The sequence below is a fragment of the Legionella longbeachae genome (assembly GCF_004283175.1).
GTDB classification, from domain to species: Bacteria; Pseudomonadota; Gammaproteobacteria; order Legionellales; family Legionellaceae; genus Legionella; species Legionella longbeachae.
On sequence record NZ_RXNW01000006.1, the window covers coordinates 74,260 to 99,422 of the forward strand.

Sequence of the window (25,163 nt, forward strand, 5' to 3'; positions counted from 1 at the left end):
AATATGTTGAATAGCCAACAAATGGCAGCAGTGCGTCATATAGACGGACCTTTATTAGTTCTTGCTGGAGCTGGAAGCGGTAAAACACGAGTAATCACGCAAAAAATAGCTTATTTAATTAATACATGCGGCTATGCCGCCAATACTGTATGTGCAGTAACTTTTACCAACAAAGCAGCCAATGAAATGCGTGCTCGGGTTGCAGCCGTTTTACCACCAGCGACCCGAAGAGGTTTAAAAGTTGCAACCTTCCATACTTTAGGCTTAAGCATTATCAAACGTCACCTTGACTTATGTGATTTAAAAAAGGGATTTTCAATTTTTGACAGTGAAGATTGCGTCCAAATCTTGCGTGGTTTTTTACCTGCGAATAGAGCTACAGAAAAAGAGTTTATCCTGCAAATCCAACAAAAAATCTCACGTTGGAAAAATGATCTGCTCACACCGGACCAAGTCATTAATAATCCCGCTGATGCACCATATTATGAAGAAGCAGCTTTGCTTTACCCACGCTATCAGCAGGCTCTTAAAGCATATAATGCGGTAGATTTTGATGATTTGATTCGTCTTCCTGTAAGCCTGTTAAGCGAACATTCTTCCGTATCAACCTATTGGCAAAATAAAATTCGCCATTTATTAGTGGATGAATATCAAGATTCAAATACCAGCCAATACCTTTTGGTAAAACAATTAACCGGAATAAGAGCCCATTTTACCGTTGTAGGTGACGACGATCAGTCAATTTATGCATGGAGAGGTGCAAAGCCTGAAAATCTAAAGCAATTACAACTGGATTACCCTCAAATAAAAATTATAAAACTGGAACAAAATTATCGGTCGACTAATATCATTTTACATTCAGCAAATCATCTTATTGCGAATAACCAACATTTATTTGAAAAAAAATTATGGAGTGAATTTGGCCATGGTGAATTATTGAGAGTCATTCGTTGTAAAGATGAAAATGATGAAGCTGAACAGGTCGTTACTGATTTAATTAGCCATAAGATACGCGCTAGAACCGAATATGGAGATTATGCAATATTATACCGCGGTAATCATCAATCCCGTATTTTTGAAAAAGTGCTTCGCCATTATGGGATCCCTTATAATATTAGTGGTGGCCAATCCTGGTTTGCTAAAGCAGAAGTCAAAGATGTTTTTGCCTACTTAAAATTATTATGCAATGCGTCAGATGACGCTGCATTTTTGCGGGTCATCAATACGCCCAAACGAGGAATTGGGGAGACAAGTCTTGATGCCCTGGGGCATTATGCACAAAATAAAGGTATAAGCCTTTATGCTGCATCGGATCATCTTGCGCTTGGCGAATATCTCGCAGAAAAGCCTCGTGCCGCTTTACTTACTTTTAAGTCATGGATGGAACAAATAAAAGTACGCGTTACCACTGGTTCTATAGTAGAACACCTCAAACAAATGGTAGAGGACAGTGGTTATGAAGCTCATGTTTATGAACTCTGCGATACCCCAGCTAAAGCGCAAAAAAAGATGGATAATGTTTGGGAGCTATTAGAGTGGATTGAGCGTTTGCTATCCAAAAATAAGGAACAAACTTTAGCTGAGGTAATTAATAAGCTCATTTTAATCGATATTCTTGATCAAGCAGATGAACAAGTTACTGATACCTTGCAGCTCATGACCCTACATGCATCAAAAGGGTTGGAATTCCCTTATGTTTACTTGGTAGGGATGGAGGAAGAATTATTACCTCACAGGGTCAGTATTGATGAAGACCAAATCGAAGAAGAAAGACGATTAGCCTATGTAGGTATTACTCGGGCCCAGAAAGGGTTATGCTTTACCTTAGCCAAACAAAGACGCCGCGCCGGTGAGTTACAAGACTGTTTGCCAAGCAGATTTTTAGACGAACTTCCTCCCGAACATCTTGAATGGTTCGGAAAAAATGTAGAGCGCTCTGAGGAACAATCAAAACATTTAGCAAAAACTCATTTGGCAGGATTAAAAAGCCTTCTACTTGAACGGTAACTGACACATATTATTGTAGCTTTCAATACAGTACAAGCTACAATAATATGTATGAATCATCCTGATTGCTCAATTGATACCATGAGAAAAAACATCATCCTATTTACTGTTGCATTAGCCATGTTTATGGAAGCAGTAGATACAACCATTATTAACACAGCAATCCCTGTGATGGCGCATAGTCTGAATGTCGATCCCATCGATTTAAAGTTGGCACTCATCAGCTATCTTTTGAGTTTAGCAATCTTTATTCCTATAAGTGGCTGGGTAGCAGACAGATTTGGTATCAAAACAGTATTTATAACCGCTGTCGCGGTATTTACTTTAAGTTCTATTTGGTGTGGATTCACACATAACTTATTGGACTTGATTTGTGCCCGTATTGCTCAGGGCATCGGTGGTTCATTTACAGTCCCTATAGGGCGCCTCATTATTTTTCGAACCAGTGCGCGACATGAACTAATTACAAAAATGACCATGGTGATTATGGTTGCCTCCGTAGGCATGATGTTGGGTCCATTATTAGGAGGGATTATTAGTTACCATTTTTCTTGGCGGTGGATATTTTGGGTCAATATACCAGTAGGGATAATCACCATTTGTTTAGCAAGTAAATTGCTGCCTAATTTACCGTCACGCCAAGTCCCTCCTTTAGATAAATTAGGATTTGTCCTATTTGGTTGCGGGCTAGCTGTTTTAACTTTTGGTTTATCCCTGTTCAGTGAATCCAATGTGACAATGACGCAAACATCGATGATGTTAATCACCGCTTTTTTGTTATTATGCGCATATACCAAACATTCCTCTAAAAGAAAGCATCCTATTGTTCAGGTTGAACTTTTGCATACCCGTACCTTTTGTATTTCAGTACTGGGAAATCTATTAACCCGCTTGAGTTTTGGTGGTGTTCCTTTTTTATTGCCTTTATTGTTACAAATGGGCTTAGGCTATTCACCGAGCTTATCGGGCTTACTTCTCACCCCTATAGCATTGGGCGTATTTTTAGTGAAACCTTTCTCTGTGTATATATTACGTTGTCTTGGTTATAAAAATTTATTAATAATTAATACCTTTTTTGTGAGCTTGTCTTTATTGTCTTTTTTTTCAATTAATGCAAACTCATCCATTTATGATATTGCCATTTTAACTTTTGCCTATGGATTTCTGGTTTCGCTGCAGTATACCGGCATGAACTCGCTTGCATATGCTAACATTACTGAAAATGACCTAAGTGCAGCCACCAGCATTATGAGTACGATTCAACAATTATCGCAAAGTTTTGGACTCGCTGTTTCAGCTATATTGGTTGATTTTTTCACCTATAAATACTCGTTACATCAGACCTTTTCAGTCAAAATATTCCATGATACGTTTATAACCTTGGGAATCCTTACTTTTTTTTCCGGTATTATTTTTACATTCCTAAAAAAAGAAGATGGTTTGGAGCTTATTGAGAGTCCTGCAAGCAAATCCTTATAAAGGCTTATATCATCTAAAATGAACAAAAGCGCTAATCGGTTATCTATTTGGCACGATTCATAACAATATTTAGCAAAATATGATCAAACACGTGTAATGTATTAGAATTTTTAGTCAAAATGATTTATGATAGAAATGCATTATTGTTGTTTTGCAAAAAATAAAAATTTTTTGAGAAAAAAACAGCACAATTAATAAAATAATGCTACAATGTATTAGTTACAATTTAGGAAATTAAAATGTCAGATAAAATTCGTGGTACAGTAAAGTGGTTTAATGAGTCCAAAGGTTTCGGTTTTTTAGAAAGTGGCGGTAAAGATTATTTTGTTCATTTCAGTGCAATTTCAGGCACCGGGTTTAAAACTCTTGCAGAAGGTGCTACAGTAGTGTTCAAACCAAGTAATGGTCAAAAAGGTCCGCAAGCTGAAGAAGTTGAAGTAGTAGCCTAATACATTTATTTAAAACCCTATTTGCTTTAATACATCGTTATTACTGGGGTAGGGTTTTTCAAGAAAATCATAATATTTCATCAAAATAAACAACATACATTGAATGATGTTATAATCAAAATTCACCTTTGGTTATCATGTCTTATATCAAAGAACAAGCGCATTAACAGCTGAAATACAAGGAATCGTATTATGGTTAAAAAAATTGGCGTTGTGGTTGGAAGTTTACGCAAAGAATCCTTAAACCGAAAAATGGCACACGAACTCATTTCGTTGTCACCTTCCTCAATGGAATTAGAAATTATTGAAATTGGTGAATTGCCATTATACAACCAAGATCTTGATGATGAAAATAGGCCTCCAGTTGCTTGGACACAATTTCGTGAGCAAATAAAATCATGTCAAGGGTTACTGTTTATAACCCCTGAATACAACCGCTCCGTTCCCGGCGTACTGAAAAATGCAATTGATGTAGGCTCTCGTCCTTATGGCCAAAGTGTGTGGGGCAAAAAACCTGGTGCAGTGATTAGCGTTTCTCCCGGGGCTATTGGTGGATTTGGCGCCAATCATCATTTAAGGCAATCATTTGTATTTTTGGATATTCCCATATTACAACAACCTGAAGCCTACATTGGGGGGGCAGGAGATTTATTTGATGGCCAGGGAAAAATCAAAAAAGAAGAAACGGTACAATTCGTTAAAAAGTTCATGGAATCTTATGCTGCATGGGTTGAACTAAATACCTAATTAAACACACTGTGGGTGGAAAATATAATTTTAAGAATATAGAATAGCCAATACAGCTGCGTTCCATATCCTTAGTCAATTATAAAATAGCAGGCATAAAATCCATGACAAATCACCTCGAGCAGTTTGAACAACGCAAACAAGATCATATTAAGTTAGCCTTAATGCCTGAAAATCAAACTGCTGATTTAAGTACTTTAGATAATATTAATTTAATCCATGAAGCTCTTCCTGATTTGAATTTTGATGATGTTTCTATCAAAGGGAGTCGATTGGGCCAGGTAGTTGAAAAACCTTTTCTTATCAGCTCCATGACTGCAGGACATCGGCGTGCAAAACACATCAACCGAAACCTTATTGAAGCCTGCGCACAAAATGGTTGGGCAATGGGCGTTGGTTCACAAAGACGCGAACTGACGGATCCCAAGGCAGCTTTTGAATGGCGAGATCTTCGTCAAGATTTTCCAGAAGTCAGTTTATACAGCAACTTAGGGATAGCTCAATTAATTGAAACATCCATAAAAGACATACAACGCTTAACCGATGCATTGCAGGCTGATGCATTAATCATTCATTGCAATCCATTGCAGGAATGCATACAACCTGAAGGAACGACAACCTACAGAGGTTGTTGGCATGCTTTAGCTCATCTAATAAAAAACTTTGAATTGCCCATTATAGTAAAGGAAACTGGTTGCGGTTTTTCACGTGAAACAATGGTGCGCTTAAATGATATTGGGATTGCAGCGATTGATGTAGGGGGATTGGGTGGAACTCACTGGGGACGAATTGAAGGGCATAGAGCCACTGATGACCCAATTAGACAACAGGCAGCCATAACTTTTCAAAACTGGGGAATAGACACTGCAACCTCAGTAAAACTAGCAATGGAACTAAACCCCTCTTACGAAATTTGGGGATCTGGTGGAGTATATAACGGGTTAAATGCCGCTAAGCTTTTTGCACTTGGGGCAACAACTGTTGGTTATGCAAAACCAATGCTTGAAGCAGCACTGAAATCATCAGAACAAGTTAGTTTATGCATGCAGACAATAGAGTACGAATTAAAAGTAGCTATGTTTTGTACTGGAAGCAGAACCCTGGCAGACTTAAAGAAAAAATTGGGTTGACCTCAGTTTGACTTAAGTATTTCCAAATTTTCATTTAGTGAGTGTATTTTAGGGAAGCCTTTTTCTACATGGGCATATAAGCAGCTAAGCCCGATAAGAGGGAAGTGGAAAACTTATCAAGCCTCCGATGTCGCGGGGGGCAAATTGATTTTGCTCAAAACTGTTTCAACAATGCGACGTCGTCCAAGCAAATATTTTTGAAAAGCTACCGTTCGTTTTTGCAATGGAGCCGTTAACTGTTCCATAGGCCTCAGGCTCTACTACACAATCGTTTTAAAAAAATGCGTATTTTTATAAATCCTACTTTTATACTAAGTCGCATGAATAAAAGTACCGACTTACCAAGGTATGTCATCCAGCTTAAGTGAGTCATTTTTTGGTTAAATACCTGCACAATTTGTAGGCGTATAAAAATGATTGTTTGTTTAAAAATGTTCTTCGTCTTGAAGAAACAAGAGATGCTGTCCAGTATCGTTTTGCTAGTATATGAAATCGATAATAGTCTATACATAGGAACTATTCCCACAAAAAAACCACCGCTTAAAGAAGCGTGTTTGGGGTTTTTCTTTGCTTGATATAAAATGATTTTTAGGATATTTAACCACAACACATTTAGATTGCGATTGCGTGTTATTTGCATCACAATATTTACAAAACTCAAATCATGGGTTATTTCTTCACTCACTTTAGTATCAAAACGTTTCAATGAGCCAGCACTAAAATTCTCTGTTTCGAAGCTTCCGATGATGGTTTCGGCTGCTAATCTTCCACTTTGTAAAGCATATTGTATCCCTTCACCAGTAAACGGATTGATAAATCCTGCTGCATCACCAGTGAGTAAGACTCTGTCTTTTACATTAATTGTACTGGGGTCATAACAAGATAAAGGCCAACCTGCTATTTTAGTTATTTGCATTCCCTGGCTAATTTTTGTTTTAAAAAAAGGATCATTTCCTATCATTTCCAACAGCATGGCTTTCAAATTAGTTTCATTTTTGGGAAATGTTTTTAATACCATACCAATGCCGACATTAGCGGTTGTAGATGATGTGGGAAAAAACCAAAAGTATCCCGGAAAAGTGTTTCGTGTAAAAAAAAGCGTTGCTTGGTGCGGTATACAATTAATATTTTCACAGTAGGCACGCACTGCTACAATTTTATGTTTTGGATTTGGTTTTTTACCTTGAAGAATTCTCGCAACCGTACTATTGCTTCCATCTGCACCAACCAAAATTTTGATTAAAAAGCGTCTTTTTTTACCGTGTTGCTCGCATTCAACCCTAACATCCTGTTCATTGACGAAATAATTCACAAGCTTACAGTCAGTAATAACGTTAACTCCCTGTTGCTTTGCTGCGTTAACTATCCAAGTATCAAGCAAGACACGCGGAATGACTCTACCATAATTAACAAAGTCTTTGATTTGAGGGATATTGTCCGTTATCAATTTCTGGCCATCTACATAAACTGTCGCTTCTGTAATCATGTTAGTTGCTTTGAATTCAGGAAGATCGGTAATACCGAGCGTCATTAATTCTTTTAAAGACACTGGAGAAACAAAATCTCCACACACCTTATCTCTTGGGAAGGAATGAGAATCTATGAGTATTACTTTTTTGCCCGCTTGTGCCAAATAATAAGCACATATCGCCCCAGAAGGACCTGCGCCTGCGATCAAAACATCCGCATCAAAATCCCCTGCTTTTAGTGAATTGTCCTGCGCTAAAATCGACTTATTCCGACAATATGCCATATTATTCATTTCTCAAATGTTTCATTCAATGAATACAACATTAGGTATTGTAGTAAACGTTCACTCACCTATTCATGTAAGTATATAAAAAATATGCGTCCTGACAAAAAGCAGGATCAAAGTTAAATCAAAATGAGCGCTGATTCATAAAAGACAAAAAATACCAACATATTTAAAGCTGATTCTTTATGATTAAATAGATAAAATCCCTTATAAATGACTTATCGAACAGTTAATATAACTTTGTATCATTATTATCGAGTGCATTTTGAATAAAGTCTAATTTGAGGAGCAAGTCTTTAATTTCGTGTATGGTTAGCTGCTGCGTATTATGTGAAGTATAATCTTCGTAATTGGAGATAATTTCCTCGCCTTCAACAAAATATTTCTTGTAATTTAAATCCCTGTTATCCGCTTGGATACGATAATATCGCCCCATGTCCTCTGCTTTAGCCATTTCTTCCCTGGAAATTAAAGACTCATATAATTTTTCACCATGTCGAGTACCAATAATTTTTACTTTACTCGTGCTTTTAAAAATTTCAATTAATGCTTGGGTTAAATCAGCAATAGTAGACGCAGGTGATTTTTGAATAAAAATATCGCCTTGGTTTGCATAAGTAAAAGCATGTAGTACCAAATCAACAGAATCTTCAAGCGACATTAAAAAACGGGTCATTTGAGGATCTGTTATCGTCAACTCTTGATTTGCTTTGATTTGCGCGACAAAAAGAGGAATCACAGATCCTCTTGACGCCATAACATTCCCATAACGTGTAGCGCAGATGATGGGGCCATTTTCAGGAACAACTCTGGATTTAGCAACGACAATCTTTTCTGCCATCGCTTTGGAAATGCCCATGGCATTAATGGGATAAACAGCTTTATCTGTACTTAACACCACTATTCTTTTTACTGATCGGGCTATTCCCGCAGCCAAAACATTATCTGTACCCAGAATATTAGTTCTCACTGCCTCCATTGGATAAAACTCACAGGATGGGACTTGTTTCAACGCTGCAGCATGGAATACATAATCTACTCCAATCATTGCATCTGCTACTGATGAATAATCACGAACATCACCAATGTAAAATTTTACTTTATCGTTATTCAGTTCGTTACGCATATCCTCTTGTTTTTTTTCATCACGGCTAAAAATCCGTATTTCACGAATGTCAGATTTTAAAAATCGTTGCAAAACAGCATGCCCAAAGGAGCCGGTTCCACCTGTAATCATCAGAACTTTATCTTTGAACATGCTTATTTATCCTCATATAAATTTTTTGATTTATGCATTAAAGCAATCAATTGTGGCCAATCAGGAGCAACGTAACCCGTTGCATTTTTAAATCGTTCGCCATTGAGAGAGCGATCGATCCTTAATTCTTCGTCAGCTATGATGTTTATGTTTTTCTTATATACCTCTGCGATCAAGGAAAGCAACTCATATTTATTAATAGGGGTAGCTGCAACATGATAAAGTCCCGAAAGCTCGGGTTTAGGAATAACATAATCACGCATGACCCTCGCTAATTCGAAGGTAGGTAATCCTGAAAAGATAGCATTTACATATCCTTTAACAGATAGCTCCTGTGAAAGAAACCATTCAACTAATGCGGATTTGCTGTTGAATTCATGCCCTATTATTGAAGTGCGCAGAGTGATTGCATTTGAACTCTCTGTAATTTCACCAATAAACTTTGATTTACCGTATAAGTCTTCGGCATCTGAATTGTCATTCTCTGTATAAAAACCCTTTTTCCCAGAAAAAACACAGTCGGTGCTAATATGAATCAATCGTGCTCCTGCTAATTGACACAACCGGGCTAATTGATGAGGTAACATCGCATTAACAGGCAACGCAGATAAGGGATCCTTAGCACTTGATAATTGTTTAATTAATCCAACACAATTTATGACAACATTGGGACGAACTTGCTCAAGAACTTTACATAAGGCATCTAAATTAAGTACATCTGTATCAGAAATGAGGTAAGGATGAACACCGTTTGGAAAATAGTTTAAACCTTCCCTGCTTCTTAAAGTACCCCAAACTTCAAAATCATTCTGCTGCTGGTTAAACGTATGAAACACTGCACTACCCAGCATACCTGTTATACCTAGAACCAGAATTTTCAAAATCAGTTTACCTCTTTTTTAATTTTATTATTAAAAATTTCAATGAGCCTACGACTCTGCGTTGTCATTTCAAAATGTTTCAAAAAGAAATCTCTCGCGGCTTTTCCCAGCTTTTCGCGCGCAGAAACAGGCATATAATATAATTTTTCCATATTTTTGGCTAGCGCATCAGCATCCTCAGCAGGTGAAACTAATCCTGCTTGTGCTTCTTTAACAATACGCGCCCCCTCTCCATCTAATGCAGCTAGAATGGGTCGACCTGCCGCTAAATAAGCTTGAACTTTACTAGGTATAGTATTAGAAAAGAGTTCATCCTTTTTTAAAGTGACTAAAAGAGCTGCTGCTTTCGAGAAAATAGCAGGCATTACAACCGGTGGAAATCGACCAGGGATTAATACGTTTTGTATCTTTCGTTGCTTTATTTGAAGTAACAGCCAGTCGCTCATACTGCCGCTACCGATTAAGAGAATTTTACATTGGGTTAAATGTGAAATTCTCTCCGCGGCATTGATAATTGTCTCAAGTGCTTGCGCAGTACCCAAGTTGCCCGCAAAAACAAAACAAGTATAAGACTCAAGCTCCGATAATAGGTGTGCGGGGAGCTCTTTATGGGTGATGGGTGTCACTGGTTCTAGAAATGAATTAGGGTAATAAACTACTTTTTCCAGGGAAGTATACTTTTTCATCAAAGCAGGGAATGCCTTTGATTGTACTAATAAAGTATCAGAAGCGGCATAGATACCTTTTACAACATAACCAATGATTTTTAATAACAATCTATTTTTTATAAATCCCGTAGATTGTACACTATCAGGCCACAAATCCTGTACCCATACGGCAAGATGAGCTTTTAAACGCCATTTTAAATAAATGGCAGGGATTACCGAAGTAATTGGCGAAGGTACAAATACAAAAACAACATCGAACTGCTTTCCTCTTACAAACCGGGGAAAATGATAAAGACCATTAACGATAAAAGATAAATAATTTAATACTAATCTTTTACTGCCTTTACCTCGAGGGAAAAGAGGCGCGCGATGGATAGGAATCTCATGAAAGGTTTCAGTATGGTGACCTGAGGCACTATAGCCTTCAAAAATGTTGCCCTCAGGGTAATTAGGCTTGCCCGTAACGACCTCTATTTGATGTCCTTGCGCTGCAAGACACTGCACTAATTCATTTATGATAAATGTTTCAGGCCAAAAATATTGTGAGACGACTAAAATTTTCACTTGTTTCTTGAGATAGATTGGTTGAGTTTCTTGAATTAAATGCTCAAAGTCATAAAATGAAGAAAATCTTTACGCCGATGTTAAGAGATTTTTCCACTGAGCACAACTAAAAATTAAACCTCTAATTGCAATTACCCCCTTTCCACGACTTGTTTGCAGGCTCCGGCGGACAAGGATCAGGATCCAATGCAGGGGCTTATTTATAAGCAGGGAGAATAGTTCGCAACTCTTAAGCTGTAACTCAAAAGCTTTTTATCTAATCTGCTCTCTTCAAATCTATTTAAGATGTTCAAGTAAATTCAATTGTTATAAACTAATGACACCAAAGACCGGATAAATAGATCTCAATGATACAAACGAAACGTTTTGTCGTGCTTGATAGCTTCAGAGGAGTGTGTGCACTTTCTGTAGTTATTTTTCATCTGCACGTCTCCGGCACCATCACAGAATTTAATTTTTTTAGGAACGCTCATTTATTCGTTGAGTTCTTTTTTGTTTTAAGCGGGTTTGTCCTATTTCATACATATAAGGACGCCTTCAATAATTATCGTGATTTTAGCCCATTTATCATTAAACGCATATTTCGACTTTATCCTCTTCATTTTTTTATGCTTGCTTTATTCATTCTTTTTGAATGTGGGAAATGGTACGCTGAAACGAAAGGATTTAATTTCAATGGTCATGCATTTTCAGGAAGAAATTCATTGAAGGAAGTCCTCCCCAATCTTTTATTATTGCAATCCTGGCTTAATCAAGTTGAGCCTTTATCCTTTAATGGCCCTTCATGGAGTATTAGTGCTGAGCTCTATGTTTATATGCTTTTTGCTGTAATACTCATATCAAGCCGTAAATTTAGTGTTTCACTTTTTGCCATTATCTCTGGATTTTCCTTTTTTGCATTAGCAATGAATTTAGATATTCTTAATAATAACATTTTACGAGTCTGTTCTTGTTTTTTTGCGGGCATCCTCGCATATTATGTTTATCAACAAATCTTAAGTTATTCCTTATCAAAACAAACCCTGACGCTACTTGAAGGATTAGGTTTAGTTATGATATTTGTTATTTTAAATTGGAATATCAAACATCAAGGAATCATTGCCAGCATTTGGTTCTGTATGGTCATCATTGTCTATTCTCTAGAAGGTGGTTTTTTCTCTTCCCTATTGAAACACTCATTTTTTAGGAGATTAGGAACATTATCTTACTCCATTTATATGATTCATTTTGCAGTGATTTTTCTATTAATAAGTGCATCTATAGTTGCCTCAGCATTAAGCCACCATAATTTTGCTCCCATGTTAAAAGAGCCTCAGACTGGGGAGCTGATTCGCTACATCACTACTGATTCGTGGTTAGGAAATAATCTCTTGGTACTTGCTGTATTAACCGTTATTGTTGGCCTGGCCCATTTGTCTTGGAAATTTATTGAAAAACCCGGAATAGCATGGGGAGAACGATTTTTATTCAGGTATAAAAAGGATGCCTTACATTTAAGAGCATCAGCAACAGATCCCGCTTCTTAATGATAAACAATGAACCAGGGACAAATCAATCAAACTGATATAAGTTTTTACTTTTTAGCTAAATAATTATCCTCCATGCACTAATGTGAAAAAGTCCTCCCAACAAGTCTCATAGCGCGGGAAATAGGGCTCAATATTAATATAGGAAAAAGACTTCTCTATAGCATTCATCCATTTTTCAGGATCGTTTCGTGGAGCAAAAAGCGCCCCTGGGTAACAAGAAATAACTTCCTTCGCATAATCTTCATCAATAGCAACTAATGGCTTTCCAAACATGGCTGCTTCCACCAAGGGCAAACCGAAGCTTTCAATATAACTGGGAAAAACTACCGTAGTGCATGATTTATAATAAATAAGGACTTGTTCATAACTTAATGGGCCTAAAAAATGAACATTTTCTTGCAAATTTAAACTCTGAATTAATTCAGTCAGCTCTTTATCTTCCTCTGCGGTAATTGTTAAATAAACTCCAATAGAGGTTGCTGCATTTTTTTTCTTAAACTCATTTAACGCATAAATAATCTCTTCATGGTTTTTAAAAGACGCGCTGGTTGCAGGATAAAACAAGGTATACGTGTAAGGCAACTGCAAGGGAGTAATGGTGTTGATGTCCTTTCTCAAAATATCGGGCTTAATCACATAGACATTTTCTTCCTTTTGTTTGAAACGAGCACATAAAGCGTGTTTCATCCATTGAGTTTGCACAACGAATTTTGTTTTTTTATCTACGTGTAAAAAAATAAATAAGGGATAGATATACTTATAAAGAGCAAGCCGCCGCTCTCGGCGCTTCAGAAACGACCATTTTTGTGCATGCAAAGGCAGGCCTTGGTGTAAATAAATAAATTTAGAGATACCCTTTTGATAAGCGAAAGAAGTATTTTGCAGGGATACTACGCTTTTAGCCTCTATCCCATGCTTTTTTAACCATCGCTTGAGTCCCCAACTGTCCCAAAGAAGTCTTTTTGCGATCGTGGCCGTTTCTTTTTTAATCAAATAAACATTCTCATTTTCCACAGTTAGATTTAGAGAGGGATGAATAAAAAAATAATAAATTTCATCATCACGAACATGAGATAAAAACTGACGTAGAATGGATAATGCTCCACCTGAATTAAGTGCTGTAGCATTAACAACCGTAACTTTTTTAAGCACCCTATTATTTTCCCTCAGTTTTATAATGAAAAGATCATGCTATAGCAGGAGAGGACCTATTGGGCCAATACTTCATAAGCCAGTTGTAACATGGATCCATTAATTTTAATAACAATAAAACACAAAGACATTCTAATAAATTAATGAAGCCTAAATAAGGGATATTTAGTCCTGAAACACACCAATAACCCAATATTAACCCTAGTTGTGAGAGTAAGAACTTATTTCTCAACATCAAAAAACTCATCCATTCTATAGCGCACAATAAAAAACAAACACCAAACATACCCCCAAAAACTAAAAAGTGAGAATGGGCATAATTTAATATACCAACTAAACCGGGTAATGATGAAAACATAGTTTTTGGAGTAGCGTTAACATACTTATTAAGTTTTAACACATAACGTGTATAACATCCCACATCACCTACGGAAGGTTTGGCCAGGATACTGTTTTTAAAGAAAGTCCAACTAGACTGAGGAAAAGCCGTAGTTGCCATAACAGCTTCTAACCCAACCCATCGCCCTACAAATAGTTTTTTTAATTGATTAGAAAATTTCTTTTCTGTAACCCTCTCCTCTAATTGAGGGGTAGTTAAAGTGGCAATTTTTTGCTTCGTATTGACTGTATCTACTGTATAATATTGGGCGCGAATAACGCTTACTAAAACTAAAGACAAAGCGGCAAAAGTCAAATAAACAAAAATGACCCTTCTATTTTCCCATAAAGATAACCGTCTCAAAGAAAAATTAGATCCTGAAATTAGGATTAATAGATAAGGTAAAGTCCAGAAAATATAAATTGCTCGGCTTAAGGCAGATAAGGCCGTAATAAATGCCATGAAGCAAACCCAATAAAATCGCTTCTTCTTTTGCTCCGGTTCACGTTCCCATCCTAAAAATGTCGCCATGCATAATGGAACAACAATCACCATACCCCAAATCATTAACGCATTTAAATGAAAGGGCAAAACAAGCTGCGGCCGTAATCCTGTCACTGAAATAGAGTAAATGGAATTGATGAGATTCACTGTGCCACCAAACAAAACGAGAAAATACCAGAGAAAGTTACTGTGTTTGAGATACCATTGAGGAATATTCAATTCATCTTTTTTTTGAGGTCCGTTTTTCGTACCTATGAAAAACAATAAATTAGCCAATAGAACCCCAGATGCAGCGAAACTAGATGTCAGCAAAACCTGATCCCACATTTCTGGATTTGCAAATTTAGAGGTCCAATATCCCGTCGGCTCAACAAAAAATACGCCTAAAATTAGATGGGCCATTAATTTTACCCAAAACCCCAAGAATAACATGATCTGGATGTAACAAATGACATACGATTGGGAACAACATAACGCAGAGAAAAGCACTGCTAACCAAATGATGTCAAAAGCAAAATAATGAAGAGAAAATCCTTGATAAGAATTTAATCCCAACAGGGATAACAGAAATAAAAATAAAACTAAAACAAACCCATATTGGGGGTTAAGTATCTTCACAGTCATTTATTTACCTTCGGTAATTTCTTTAGATAAAGTTTTTTTGTAAAATAATTTAGAATAATTCGATACATGTCTTGCTTAAGCAATTGACGTGGAGCAAGTTTTATCGTAATCCCCAGGTAACGTATCGCTGTTTTATAGCGACCTGACTCTAAATGAGTTCTAGCCGCAAATAAATAAGACCGACTTAATATTTCGTCTTTTGCATCAATTAATTTTTTATCATGAGTTATTGTCAATTCATTTTTCATTACAGTTATGAATTCATCAGCTGTTTCAGGACTTACTTTATTAGCGGATAAAGCCTGAGAGTGCACTCGAGAATAACCAAGTACTTTGGGTATGTACTTAAACTTACCTATTCTTGCTAAGCGTAATTGATATGCATAATCAGGCATCAAACGATATTTCGCATCCCAACCGCCAATTTGATTGAATGCTGCTTTCAAAAAAAAGGAGCCTACTCCAATTCTACATTTTGCATGGTAAACAAAATCATAATAATCATATTCAGGCGCTGTATATTTACGAATGACTTCAGATTGACTATTAATCACAAAATTATCAGGATAAGTTAAGATAATATCCGAATTTTCCAGAAACGTACCCACCGCAGTACTTACTGCATCTTTGGCTAAGAGATCATCGGCACTTAAATACCCAATAATCTCTCCTCGGCTCAAATGCCAACCTTTATTCAGTGTCGCTGCTTGTCCCATATTCGCATGAGAATCATAATAAAATTGACCTTTGTATTTTTGCAAAAATTCAGCCGTGTTGTCTTTTGAACCATCATTTAAAACAATCAATTCAATATTCGGATAATCCTGAGACAAAACACTCTCTATTGCTTCCTCCAAATAAGGCATAGCATTATAAGCAGGAATAACAATAGAAACTAAAGGTTGTGGGTTCTCCAACATCATTGTCCTTTTATATAATCTTTAATACTAAATATGAGTTACTGGATCGAAAACCAGCATCCTGTAAATTATCCAGATTATAAACACTATTTGTATAACATGAACAGATCAAATCTTTAACTAGGCTCATGTTGTCGCTGGCTTGAAAGAAAATAATAAAGATGGCTTGCCGGCCAATTACACTCGAAATGTCTGCGATTAAATACTTTATCTGAGGTATAATAAGTATATTTATCAGAGCTAAAATTATATTGATATAAGTTTTGCACCATCTCCATAGCTTTTTCAGAGATATCAGAATACTTACCATAGGGCCAAGCAAAATAAGCACACTCATTCTGCAACATATCTTCTATTCTTCTCTTACATTCGATAATTTGTTGTTCCAAAAACATGGAATCACTGCTTACTAAGCGTTCGTGATCTAGCCCGTGTGCACCAATAATAAAACCTCTATGGTGTAACTCCTGTATCATGTCCACATTCATGGGTCTTCTAAATGCTAGATGTGGTGCTTTTTCCTTAAGAAATTTACGAATATAGTCATCATTACCATAAGTAAAATTAGGATTAATAAAAAAAGCAGCATTAACATCAAACTCGTCCAAAACAGGAGCAATCTCATGATAACAATCATCAAAGCCATCATCAAAAGTAAATGCTACAGCAGGGCGAGTGAGTTGGCTTTTTGCCATAATTAACTCACATGCTTTTTCTATATTTAAAAAGTCAACATGATTCGATAAATAGTCTAATAATTGGCGAAATTTGTACTCACCACGCTTTCTTTGATCGCCAATAATATGGCCATTTAAAATGTGCACACAAGGAGAAATTTTTTTGAAATTTCCCAAAATGGAAAGGTAGCTATGTCGCAGAAAAGGTCTAAAAGGTATCATAATCTAAGTAGGTAAAATTAAGTGTTCTTAAGTCAGCATCAGCACTGAAATTAATATAACAATAAGCCAGGCTCTTTTTGGAAAATCCAAACGCGCCCATATTAATATTTGCTAATTGATTAGGTGAGCAATACGTTTTGATCCTCATAATCCCCATTAACGCACAAATAAATTTCAACCGGCGTAATGCCTTTCTTACATCGGAAGATTTTCCATAATTATATAGAGCTCCTATTCCAATGCTATCATTTTCAACTTTTAAAACCAGGAAAACCTCTTTATATTGTAAAAGGATACAATTATGACCCAGTTTATAATTAAAGAAATCGTGATCATGTATCACACCCTGCTCTTTTTTTTGAACAGAAAGAAGTTTTTCAGGTAAGACTTCATGCGCTGTAAACCATTTTTTTAATAAACGTAATACAGTATTGCTATGCCAAACAGCTTGATCCTTTTTTTTCAGTAAACGCGCATAAGGCAAAGTAGGCACCAACAAATTTACAGAAAGCATATCATATGCATGCGTCCATCCTAATTTTCTCACTAAACCAGGATAAGAGTTTTTATTAGGAAAACCATACACAAATTGGATACCTAAGCTTTTTCCAAGTTCATAAGTCTGCTGGGCAAGTGCGACAAATAACCCTTTATTGCGGTGATCTGGATGGGTCATGGTATCGCCCGATTGTGCTGCCATAACAACGGTTTCATTGAGCTTGACTCGCAGTGGTAAAATTCCATAGTAGGCAGCAGCTTCATTGGTCTCATTATGATAAGCAATATAGCCAACGTAAGATGCCCCAAAACAATCAGTTGCGTATTTCTTTTTAAATTGGGCCATATTGACATCAACGCCATAGACCACTTTTACTAAGCGCATCAAATCCGCAAAATTTGCTTCATTTAATCTACAGTATCGATAAGTGTCCATATTTAGGTTCTAACTACATAAAAATAAAAAAACCACATTGAAAACTAATAAGCAAGCTTAATCCAGGCACAATGTCTCGTGGCACGTAGAATAACACCTGTCTCTTCAAATTGTCTATTCTTGAATACCTTGACCTCCCGCGGCTTGTTTCCGGGACATAGGAATCAGAATGGAATCTTTAAGTCATCTGCAGTTACTTAAGAAGTGGCTGCTAATTTATAATTTTTATTTTCTTGCTTAAAGTAGAAAAGCACAATCATGCCCATGAGCAACCAATAAACAAAATAAGTCAATGCAAAAGCATAAGTCACTCCTGGTAATCCATATGTTCTTGCAAGCAAATGACTAAGGCTTACAAAAATGATGCTCAAAATGACTTCAGTAAAAACATATGTTTTTGTCCATGCCTTAGCTAAGAGCAAATAAGTAAATAACCAACTTGCTATGCGAAAAAAATCGCCCAAAAGTTGGTAGGAAAACAACTCCATTGCTGGGTTGAATGTTTTGCTATACAGAAGGTTAATGATAAAATCCCGAAAAAGATAAATGACGATTAAAATAAAACCAATAAGCGGCATAAAAATTCGATGGGTATCTCTAATTTCTTGTTTTAAAGCTTGGGGGGTTTGTAACTCTGATAAACGCGGTAAATAATAGGTGGTTAATGCCGCAGTAACAAACAATAAATAAGCATCCGATAAACGTACAACTGCCTGCCAATAACCGACACTCTCCCATCCAAACAATGCACTTAAATCATTACGAACAACGATTTGAGCAAGAGGCACAGTTAATGTACTGACACTACTCATAAATGAATAACGCAATAAATTAATTAAATATTGTTTTTTGATATTCAAGGAAAAAAGGAGGCGAAACCAATCTTTACGGAAGACAAATAATAATGAAATAACAACCGCCAATGATTGTGCAATCACAAAAGCGCACAAAATACTTTTTAAAGGATAAAAAACGGCGGCACAGCTCATCATTATAAGGCTAAGCAAACTGGATATAATTGTTATGCTGACCAACAGGCGAATCTGTTTAAACCCGTTTAAAATGGCACACAATAATAAGTGCAGGGCGATAAACAATTGAACAAATGCAGTCCAACGTATCAAGTATTCATATTGAGTTGATCCTAAAATCCATTCCGCCAATTTTTGGCTATAAATAAAACCTAGCAATGTTGTAACAAAAGAAAATAATAACGTATAGAGAGTCGCGGTGGGTAAAAAGCTCCGAAGCTCTCCTGTCTGTCCATATTCGGCAACATATTTTATCACTCCTAAAGCAATGCCTCCTCCGGCAATGGTGGCAAAAATATTCGCCAATGACATAAATTGGCCAAGTATGGCTACACCTTCTGGCCCAGCATACAATGCAATTATTTTTAGGCTTACCATGCCCGTCAGGATTTTAACGAGTGTTGATATCCCGGAAAAAAAAGAAGTTTGTAATAATTTACTGGATATTTTCATGGGGCAAGCAACTTTTTAAGCATCATATTTTACATCATTAAAATCTAATTTTACTTATGGTCTTCTTTATTTTTGAAGATATACCTAATTGCAGAGAATTATAAGTAGCAAATGTAGTTCTTACCACAATCTTTTCAACTTAATGAAAAATAAACACTCAGCAATACATTCCCTGATTAAAGGAGATGCTATCTCATGAATATTAAATTGCGATATTATACCAAAGTGCATAAGTCGAGCTCTTTTATCATCGGCCTAGCAATTGACCAGCACCATCACGGTTGTAAAAACCTCTATTGAAAAAATGGCCCCTTTTACATTATAGTTGCATCCAAACTTTCTCTTATGATTTTATTTGAACAAGGATTCAACCATCATCCGTTCTCTTCCACCAAAGCAGTTGATTCTCGAGGATGGTACTTTGGGTTATCGACCAGATATAGATAGCTTACGCGCCGTTGCCATTTTGCTTGTATTAATCTTTCATGCTTTTCCTGAACGGTTACCTGGTGGATTTATTGGTGTGGACGTTTTTTTTGTTATTTCAGGTTTTCTTATTAGCTCGATTATTTTTAAAAATTTAGAGAAAAACCAATTTAACTATTTACATTTTTATGCACGACGAATCAAGCGTATTTTTCCTGCCCTAATAGTCACATTGATTGGCTGCTATACCATCGGGTGGTGCCTTTTATTTGCTAATGAATACAAACAACTTGGAAAACATATCGCTTCTGGCGCATTTTTTATTTCTAATTTTACCTTGTGGAACGAAGCTGGCTATTTTGATCAAAGTGCGCTAACAAAGCCATTATTGCATTTATGGTCACTTGCTATTGAAGAACAGTTTTATATTTTCTGGCCTTTATTAATCAGCTTTCTCTGGAAACGAAAATATAACCTTTTTATTTTAACTGCCTTTATCGTTTTATCGTTTATAACAAATATTATTTACATTAAAACAAATTCTGTTGCTGGTTTTTATTCACCTCTATCTCGGTTTTGGGAACTCCTAATAGGCGGATTTCTAGCATATTTTAAGTTATATCAACCTAATTATTTTGCCAGACAAGCTAACTTTCAATCCATATTAGGCGTAACATTTATCGCCATAAGCGCCTTATTACTAAATCAAGAAAAAACTTTTCCTGGGTTTTGGGCTCTATTACCTACCATGGGGACATTTTTAATCATTTCCGGGGGACCCAAGGCCTGGATTAATCATACGATATTGAAAAATAAGATCTTGGTCTGGATTGGTTTGATTAGTTTTCCCATTTATTTAATTCATTGGCCTCTTTTATCATTTGCGCGAATAATGACTGGAAACAGTTTAAATTGGGAGATTCGCCTTTTTATTTGCCTCATAAGTGTTTTAGGCGCATGGTCTATTTACTGTTTTATCGAAAAACCCGTTCGTTATAATTTACATAAAAAACCAATCACCATTTCTCTTGCCCTATTACTTATTCTGTCAGGTACTTTAGGATTTATCACCTATAGATACAACGGTTTTCATTTTCGTTTTCCTCCACTGATGAATGAAATTAACAACTATGCTGATTATGATTATCGCACTGTTTATAGAGAAGGTAGTTGCTTTTTAAAACCAAATCAAAGTTACGATGCCTTTAGAACAAAGAGCTGTACGATTGGCAACCCAAAATATAAATCTATTTTTTTGTGGGGTGATTCTCATGCCGCTCATCTGTATCCAGGGTTAAAAGAACAATTAAAAATGACCAAAAGCATTACTCAATTGACAGCTTCTGCTTGTCCTCCAATTTTAGGATTGAATAAATCCGATCGCCCTCACTGCAAGAAAATCAACGACTTTGTGTTTCAACGGATAAAAGAAGAAAAACCAAATGAAGTCATTTTAGCCGCGAGATGGAACGCTTATGATTGGCAAAAAGTGGCAATTACCATTAAGCAACTACAGCTTCTCGGGATAACCAATATTACTCTTATAGGTCCAGTCCCAAGCTGGATAGATAATTTACCTTCTTTGTTATTAAATAATATTAGAAAAAACAGACTCAAAACCCTACCGGAACGATTAGTACTGGAAGTGGATCTACACGCACAAGAACTTGATAAAAAACTCTTTCTTTTTGCAAAAGAACAAGAAATTAATTATATTTCTCCTATTAAAATTTTATGTAACCAAAAAGGATGTTTGACAACAGCAAGGGCTGGCAAAAAAAAGGAATTAATGACTTGGGATGAGGCGCACTTGACGTCTACAGGCTCGCGAATGCTGGTCGCCCATTTTCCCGATAGTTTGCGGTATTAATACTTTAGCATTCGTTATGAAGTCGACAACAGCATATTTATAATGTGATTTGAGAAAGCAATCTGTTCTTCCAAATCAGACGCCTGATGGTATTCACCCATTGCAGTGAGTTTAGGGAGAAAAAAATCCACTAATAAATTTCTAGTAACTCTATCTTCTGCTAAAAGTGGGTATCGTTTTTCAATACAACCTTTTTGAGTTTGCTCTAATAACTCTGTTGCTTGCACGCTTAAACCAATTACAGCGAAACAGTTACAGATATTAAGCGGCCATTCTTGCAGTAATTGCGGTTCCTTAATGACCTTGAAGAAGCTATTAAAAACGGAGCAAAGAGGACGATCTCCTCTCCATTGATTTTGAATCACTTTTTGCTCAACTAATAAGTTTCCTGGTTCACTTGCAAAGTCAAGAACGATACTCCCTCCATTGACCACAATTTTTCGAGTCCTTTGTGATGCTCTACGAGAGAGACAAATATTTATCGCTTTTGCTCCTAAGGTAGCCTCTACTACAGCCACTGAATTTTCTTCATTATAAGTAACGCTAGTGATGTTCAGGGTTTCATCAGGAAATAAAAAATAAAGTAATGACCAACAATGCTGAAAACTATCATGCATCAATGGGGTATAGATATCACCAATTTTCTTTTCGCCATGTCGTGTTTCACAAAAGGGATCTTGCCAAATAAGATCCAGGGTAGAAACTGCAGTATTTTTTAGATAACTTGCAAAGTCCTGTAAATAACTTGCATATATAAACTCAAAATTGACACCGACAGCAACTTTATTGAGCTTGCCTAGAGTTATCAATTCTTGTGCTTCACTCACACCAAGAGTAAATGGCTTTTCGGATAAAACAGGAATTCCTAATCTTATGGCTTGCTTAATGTATTTAGAATGCGTGCTTGATGAAGTTGCAACAATTACTGCTTGGGGACTTAAACTCCAAGCCAGATCCTCTTCAGGGGTGATCAACACATTATTAATATTTTGACTTTTCAACCAATTAACATTAGCTGCATAACCATTTTTGGTAACCCAAATAACCGTCAGATCTGGATAGCTTTCAAGCAATACGGAGAGCAATACTCGCGACCATCGCCCTCCACCCAAAAGACATAACAAATTTACCAATGCAATTACTCAATAATTTTAAATTCTGGCATAGGAAGAATAAATTTAGAGCGTAGGCCGCGTGCTCGCAATTGCTCCATGATAGGTTCAGCATAATGCCAAGCTAAAATAATAACGTACTCCGGTTGCTCATCAATCAAACGTTGATTGTTAACAATGGGAATATGAGTTCCTGGTAAATACTTATTTAACTTCAGTGAAGTTGGCTGTTCGCCCAGGTAAGGCAACAAATCAGGACCTATTCCAGCAAAGTTTAATAAAGTACTGCACCGGCCTGGGCAAGAGTTTCCTACAATACTTAAGTTTTTTTGATTGCACTGAACAATAAACTCAAGTAATTGATTTTTCAAGTTTATCGATTTCTGACCAAATTGTCTGTAATAATCAGGATTAGATAAACCTGTTCGTTCTTCTTTAGCCAGGAGCTCATTGACAGATGCCTTGGGCGTATGGTTTTTTCCTTTAGCAACATATACTCGAATATTTCCACCATATCGCGACACCTCTTTGGCATCAACCACAGTAAAATTGTAATAGCTGAATAATGTAATTAATGAGCGTAGGGAATAGGTGCGTAAATGCTCATGATAGATAGTATCAAATTGTAACCGCTCCATAACTGGTATCAAATAATGGTTTTCAAGAACGAAAAAACCATCATCAGCAACCAGAATCTCAAGACCTTCGATCACATCACCTAAGGACGCCATATGAGCAAACACATTTGTAGCGGTCACTAATTTTGCATGACCTATTGTTTTAACGATTTGGGTTGCAATTTCTTGATTAAAAGGTGAATGAACCGTTTCAATCCCCTCTTGATTAGCTATATGGGCAATATTGGTTGGCTCAATCCCCATAACACGCATCTGTTTGGCTTTGAATGCAGACAGCAATGTTCCATCATTTGAACCTATATCGCAGACTAAATCATCATTGCAAAGATTTAAATCATGAACCAATTCCGAAGCCATCTGTTGTTGATAGGCTACTAATTCTCGAGTTACGCCAGTTCGATAAGGGTAATTTTGATGATATACCACCTCCCCCTGCACCACATAGTTCAATTGTGAAAGAGTACAATCTTTGCACCACAGCTGGCATAAAGGATAAAAAGTCTCAGGTCCTTTGAGCTGTTCGGCCGTGAGCAAACTATCGCAAAGAGGTTGATTACGTAAATCAAGTACTTGCTCTAAATTTTCTGAACCACAAATTTGGCAACACTGTAAAAATCCTGATGAAAGGTTATGATTTGGCCTGCTTTTTATTCCTGATCGTGCGTACATAAGCCTATTTGATAGTAAAATTGCGATGTGATACGATACTTTAAATTTTTTTCAAAAACAAGATTATCAAACCCTACGCATTATGGATAAGATCGATACTAGCATGATCAAGTCTGATCAAAAAGATAAGCCTCTCATTTCCGTAGTTATCCCTGTGTTTAATGAAGAAGGCAATATAGATCGAGCCTATGAAGCAGTGAAACAGGTTTTTGAAAATCAATTATCGAATAAGTATGACTTTGAAATCATTTTTACCGATAACCATAGCGTGGATAATACCTATCAGGAATTGCAAACACTCGCAATGCGTGATTCTCGCGTACGAATAGCGAGATTTACTCGAAATTTTGGGTTCAACAAATCATTGCTAACAGGCTATCGCTTAGCACAAGGTCATGCGGCAATTCAATTAGATTGTGATTTACAGGACTCTCCTGCTCTATTTGAAACACTCTTATCTTACTGGGAAATGGGATATGATGTCGTAGTAGGAAAGCGAAACAAACGCGAAGAAAATTATTTATTACAAAGTGCTCGAAAGATATTTTATAGATTATTAAAACGGATTTCTGAGGACAATCTCACCATTGATGGTGGTGATTTTCGCTTAGTTGATCGCTCAATTCTTGATAAGCTGCAAACGATCCATGACGCCACACCCTATGTTCGAGGATTGATTTCCATGTTAGCGACCAAACAGATAGCATTCCCTTATGATCGCCAAGCACGTCAACATGGTAAAAGCAAATTTCCATTCTTCCGTTTGTTTGGATTAGCTATCGATGGTATCGTAAGTCATTCGATTGTACCTTTACGCCTCGCCTCACTTATTGGGTTATTTGTTGCCACTACAACCTTTTTATTAGCAATTTTTTATATGTTTGGGAAATTATTTCTTAGTGGAAATTGGCCTTCAGGTTTTACAACACAGGTGGTATTAATCTTATTTTCTACTGCATTGAATGCTATCTTTTTAGGTATTATAGGTGAGTATTTAGGTAGAATATACAAACAACTGCGTTATCATCCCATGACCATAATTGAACAATCAATCAATCTTCCCAACATCATTAACAAGAATTAA

Annotated in this window: 20 protein-coding genes; 8 read left to right on the forward strand and 12 right to left on the reverse strand. The window is 36.5% G+C overall.

Going from position 1 to position 25,163, the window contains the following annotated elements; translation table 11 throughout:
* Positions 1 to 3: 3 nt before the first annotated feature.
* The 5 genes from EKG34_RS07495 (at position 4) to fni (ending at position 5,812) form a co-directional block, all read left to right on the forward strand.
* Positions 4 to 2,007, forward strand: a complete 2,004-nt coding sequence (locus tag EKG34_RS07495; RefSeq protein WP_003633421.1) for a UvrD-helicase domain-containing protein — start codon at positions 4 to 6, stop codon at positions 2,005 to 2,007.
* Positions 2,008 to 2,088: 81 nt separating this feature from the next.
* Positions 2,089 to 3,486 (forward strand): DHA2 family efflux MFS transporter permease subunit, encoded by a 1,398-nt coding sequence (locus EKG34_RS07500; protein WP_012978763.1) that lies wholly within the window; start codon positions 2,089 to 2,091, stop codon positions 3,484 to 3,486.
* A gap of 239 nt (positions 3,487 to 3,725) precedes the next feature.
* Positions 3,726 to 3,935, forward strand: coding sequence for a cold-shock protein (locus tag EKG34_RS07505; RefSeq protein WP_003633424.1), 210 nt, complete (start codon positions 3,726 to 3,728; stop codon positions 3,933 to 3,935).
* 192 nt (positions 3,936 to 4,127) lie between these two features.
* A complete protein-coding gene (locus EKG34_RS07510) occupies positions 4,128 to 4,682 on the forward strand; it encodes an NADPH-dependent FMN reductase (RefSeq protein WP_003633428.1) in 555 nt (184 codons plus the stop codon).
* Between the two features lie 104 nt (positions 4,683 to 4,786).
* Positions 4,787 to 5,812, forward strand: a complete 1,026-nt coding sequence (gene fni, locus EKG34_RS07515; protein WP_003633430.1) for a type 2 isopentenyl-diphosphate Delta-isomerase — start codon at positions 4,787 to 4,789, stop codon at positions 5,810 to 5,812.
* Between the two features lie 250 nt (positions 5,813 to 6,062).
* On the opposite strand, the gene EKG34_RS07520 is transcribed toward fni, so the two are convergent.
* The 4 genes from EKG34_RS07520 to EKG34_RS07535 all read right to left on the reverse strand — a co-directional run bounded on the left by EKG34_RS07520 (position 6,063) and on the right by EKG34_RS07535 (position 10,939).
* Positions 6,063 to 7,574, reverse strand: coding sequence for an NAD(P)/FAD-dependent oxidoreductase (locus EKG34_RS07520; protein WP_003633434.1), 1,512 nt, complete (start codon positions 7,572 to 7,574; stop codon positions 6,063 to 6,065).
* Positions 7,575 to 7,797: 223 nt separating this feature from the next.
* Complete coding sequence (locus EKG34_RS07525; protein ID WP_003633435.1) at positions 7,798 to 8,826, reverse strand: polysaccharide biosynthesis protein; 1,029 nt, start codon at positions 8,824 to 8,826, stop codon at positions 7,798 to 7,800.
* Positions 8,827 to 8,828: 2 nt separating this feature from the next.
* A complete protein-coding gene (locus EKG34_RS07530) occupies positions 8,829 to 9,707 on the reverse strand; it encodes a dTDP-4-dehydrorhamnose reductase family protein (RefSeq protein WP_012978762.1) in 879 nt (292 codons plus the stop codon).
* Between the two features lie 2 nt (positions 9,708 to 9,709).
* Complete coding sequence (locus tag EKG34_RS07535; RefSeq protein ID WP_003633437.1) at positions 9,710 to 10,939, reverse strand: glycosyltransferase family 4 protein; 1,230 nt, start codon at positions 10,937 to 10,939, stop codon at positions 9,710 to 9,712.
* A 347-nt stretch (positions 10,940 to 11,286) separates the two neighbouring features.
* Between EKG34_RS07535 and EKG34_RS07540 the strand changes: the two genes are divergently transcribed.
* Positions 11,287 to 12,465 (forward strand): acyltransferase family protein, encoded by a 1,179-nt coding sequence (locus EKG34_RS07540; RefSeq protein ID WP_003633438.1) that lies wholly within the window; start codon positions 11,287 to 11,289, stop codon positions 12,463 to 12,465.
* 66 nt (positions 12,466 to 12,531) lie between these two features.
* Here the strand turns inward: EKG34_RS07540 and EKG34_RS07545 are convergent, their stop codons facing one another.
* The 6 genes from EKG34_RS07545 to EKG34_RS07570 form a co-directional block, all read right to left on the reverse strand.
* The gene (locus EKG34_RS07545) at positions 12,532 to 13,620 is read right to left on the reverse strand and encodes a glycosyltransferase (protein WP_012978761.1); all 1,089 of its coding nucleotides are present in this window, start codon (positions 13,618 to 13,620) and stop codon (positions 12,532 to 12,534) included.
* A 34-nt stretch (positions 13,621 to 13,654) separates the two neighbouring features.
* Positions 13,655 to 15,127 carry a hypothetical protein gene (locus EKG34_RS07550; RefSeq protein WP_003633440.1) on the reverse strand — a complete coding sequence of 491 codons (1,473 nt, stop codon included), beginning with the start codon at positions 15,125 to 15,127 and terminating at the stop codon, positions 13,655 to 13,657.
* Positions 15,124 to 16,047, reverse strand: coding sequence for a glycosyltransferase (locus EKG34_RS07555; protein WP_003633441.1), 924 nt, complete (start codon positions 16,045 to 16,047; stop codon positions 15,124 to 15,126). Before EKG34_RS07555 ends, EKG34_RS07550 begins: the two co-directional genes overlap by 4 nt.
* A gap of 116 nt (positions 16,048 to 16,163) precedes the next feature.
* Positions 16,164 to 16,871, reverse strand: coding sequence for a polysaccharide deacetylase family protein (locus tag EKG34_RS07560; RefSeq protein ID WP_158304175.1), 708 nt, complete (start codon positions 16,869 to 16,871; stop codon positions 16,164 to 16,166).
* Positions 16,872 to 16,932: 61 nt separating this feature from the next.
* Positions 16,933 to 17,880, reverse strand: a complete 948-nt coding sequence (locus tag EKG34_RS07565) for a GNAT family N-acetyltransferase (RefSeq protein ID WP_012978759.1) — start codon at positions 17,878 to 17,880, stop codon at positions 16,933 to 16,935.
* Positions 17,881 to 18,077: 197 nt separating this feature from the next.
* On the reverse strand, positions 18,078 to 19,364 hold the full coding sequence (locus EKG34_RS07570) for an O-antigen translocase (protein WP_003633444.1): 1,287 nt from the start codon (positions 19,362 to 19,364) through the stop codon (positions 18,078 to 18,080).
* 355 nt (positions 19,365 to 19,719) lie between these two features.
* Between EKG34_RS07570 and EKG34_RS07575 the strand changes: the two genes are divergently transcribed.
* Positions 19,720 to 21,660, forward strand: a complete 1,941-nt coding sequence (locus EKG34_RS07575; RefSeq protein ID WP_003633445.1) for an acyltransferase family protein — start codon at positions 19,720 to 19,722, stop codon at positions 21,658 to 21,660.
* A 14-nt stretch (positions 21,661 to 21,674) separates the two neighbouring features.
* On the opposite strand, the gene EKG34_RS07580 is transcribed toward EKG34_RS07575, so the two are convergent.
* Both EKG34_RS07580 and EKG34_RS07585 read right to left on the reverse strand, forming a co-directional pair.
* Positions 21,675 to 22,793 (reverse strand): Gfo/Idh/MocA family oxidoreductase, encoded by a 1,119-nt coding sequence (locus EKG34_RS07580; RefSeq protein ID WP_003633446.1) that lies wholly within the window; start codon positions 22,791 to 22,793, stop codon positions 21,675 to 21,677.
* Positions 22,794 to 22,798: 5 nt separating this feature from the next.
* On the reverse strand, positions 22,799 to 24,079 hold the full coding sequence (locus EKG34_RS07585; RefSeq protein ID WP_003633447.1) for a class I SAM-dependent methyltransferase: 1,281 nt from the start codon (positions 24,077 to 24,079) through the stop codon (positions 22,799 to 22,801).
* 103 nt (positions 24,080 to 24,182) lie between these two features.
* Here EKG34_RS07585 and EKG34_RS07590 point away from each other — a divergent pair, with 103 nt between their 5' ends.
* On the forward strand, positions 24,183 to 25,163 hold the full coding sequence (locus EKG34_RS07590; protein WP_003633448.1) for a glycosyltransferase family 2 protein: 981 nt from the start codon (positions 24,183 to 24,185) through the stop codon (positions 25,161 to 25,163).

Bases quoted from the DNA above. Each gene is read 5' to 3' on its own strand.
- EKG34_RS07495 (WP_003633421.1), top strand. From the start codon at position 4: ATGTTGAATAGCCAACAAATGGCAGCAGTGCGTCATATAGACGGACCT.
- EKG34_RS07525 (WP_003633435.1), bottom strand. From the start codon at position 8,826: ATGTTCAAAGATAAAGTTCTGATGATTACAGGTGGAACCGGCTCCTTT.
- fni (WP_003633430.1), top strand. From the start codon at position 4,787: ATGACAAATCACCTCGAGCAGTTTGAACAACGCAAACAAGATCATATT.
- EKG34_RS07585 (WP_003633447.1), bottom strand. From the start codon at position 24,079: ATGTACGCACGATCAGGAATAAAAAGCAGGCCAAATCATAACCTTTCA.
- EKG34_RS07500 (WP_012978763.1), top strand. From the start codon at position 2,089: ATGAGAAAAAACATCATCCTATTTACTGTTGCATTAGCCATGTTTATG.
- EKG34_RS07555 (WP_003633441.1), bottom strand. From the start codon at position 16,047: ATGTTGGAGAACCCACAACCTTTAGTTTCTATTGTTATTCCTGCTTAT.
- EKG34_RS07550 (WP_003633440.1), bottom strand. From the start codon at position 15,127: ATGACTGTGAAGATACTTAACCCCCAATATGGGTTTGTTTTAGTTTTA.
- EKG34_RS07505 (WP_003633424.1), top strand. From the start codon at position 3,726: ATGTCAGATAAAATTCGTGGTACAGTAAAGTGGTTTAATGAGTCCAAA.
- EKG34_RS07520 (WP_003633434.1), bottom strand. From the start codon at position 7,574: ATGAATAATATGGCATATTGTCGGAATAAGTCGATTTTAGCGCAGGAC.
- EKG34_RS07540 (WP_003633438.1), top strand. From the start codon at position 11,287: ATGATACAAACGAAACGTTTTGTCGTGCTTGATAGCTTCAGAGGAGTG.
- EKG34_RS07570 (WP_003633444.1), bottom strand. From the start codon at position 19,364: ATGAAAATATCCAGTAAATTATTACAAACTTCTTTTTTTTCCGGGATA.
- EKG34_RS07510 (WP_003633428.1), top strand. From the start codon at position 4,128: ATGGTTAAAAAAATTGGCGTTGTGGTTGGAAGTTTACGCAAAGAATCC.
- EKG34_RS07565 (WP_012978759.1), bottom strand. From the start codon at position 17,880: ATGGACACTTATCGATACTGTAGATTAAATGAAGCAAATTTTGCGGAT.
- EKG34_RS07590 (WP_003633448.1), top strand. From the start codon at position 24,183: ATGATCAAGTCTGATCAAAAAGATAAGCCTCTCATTTCCGTAGTTATC.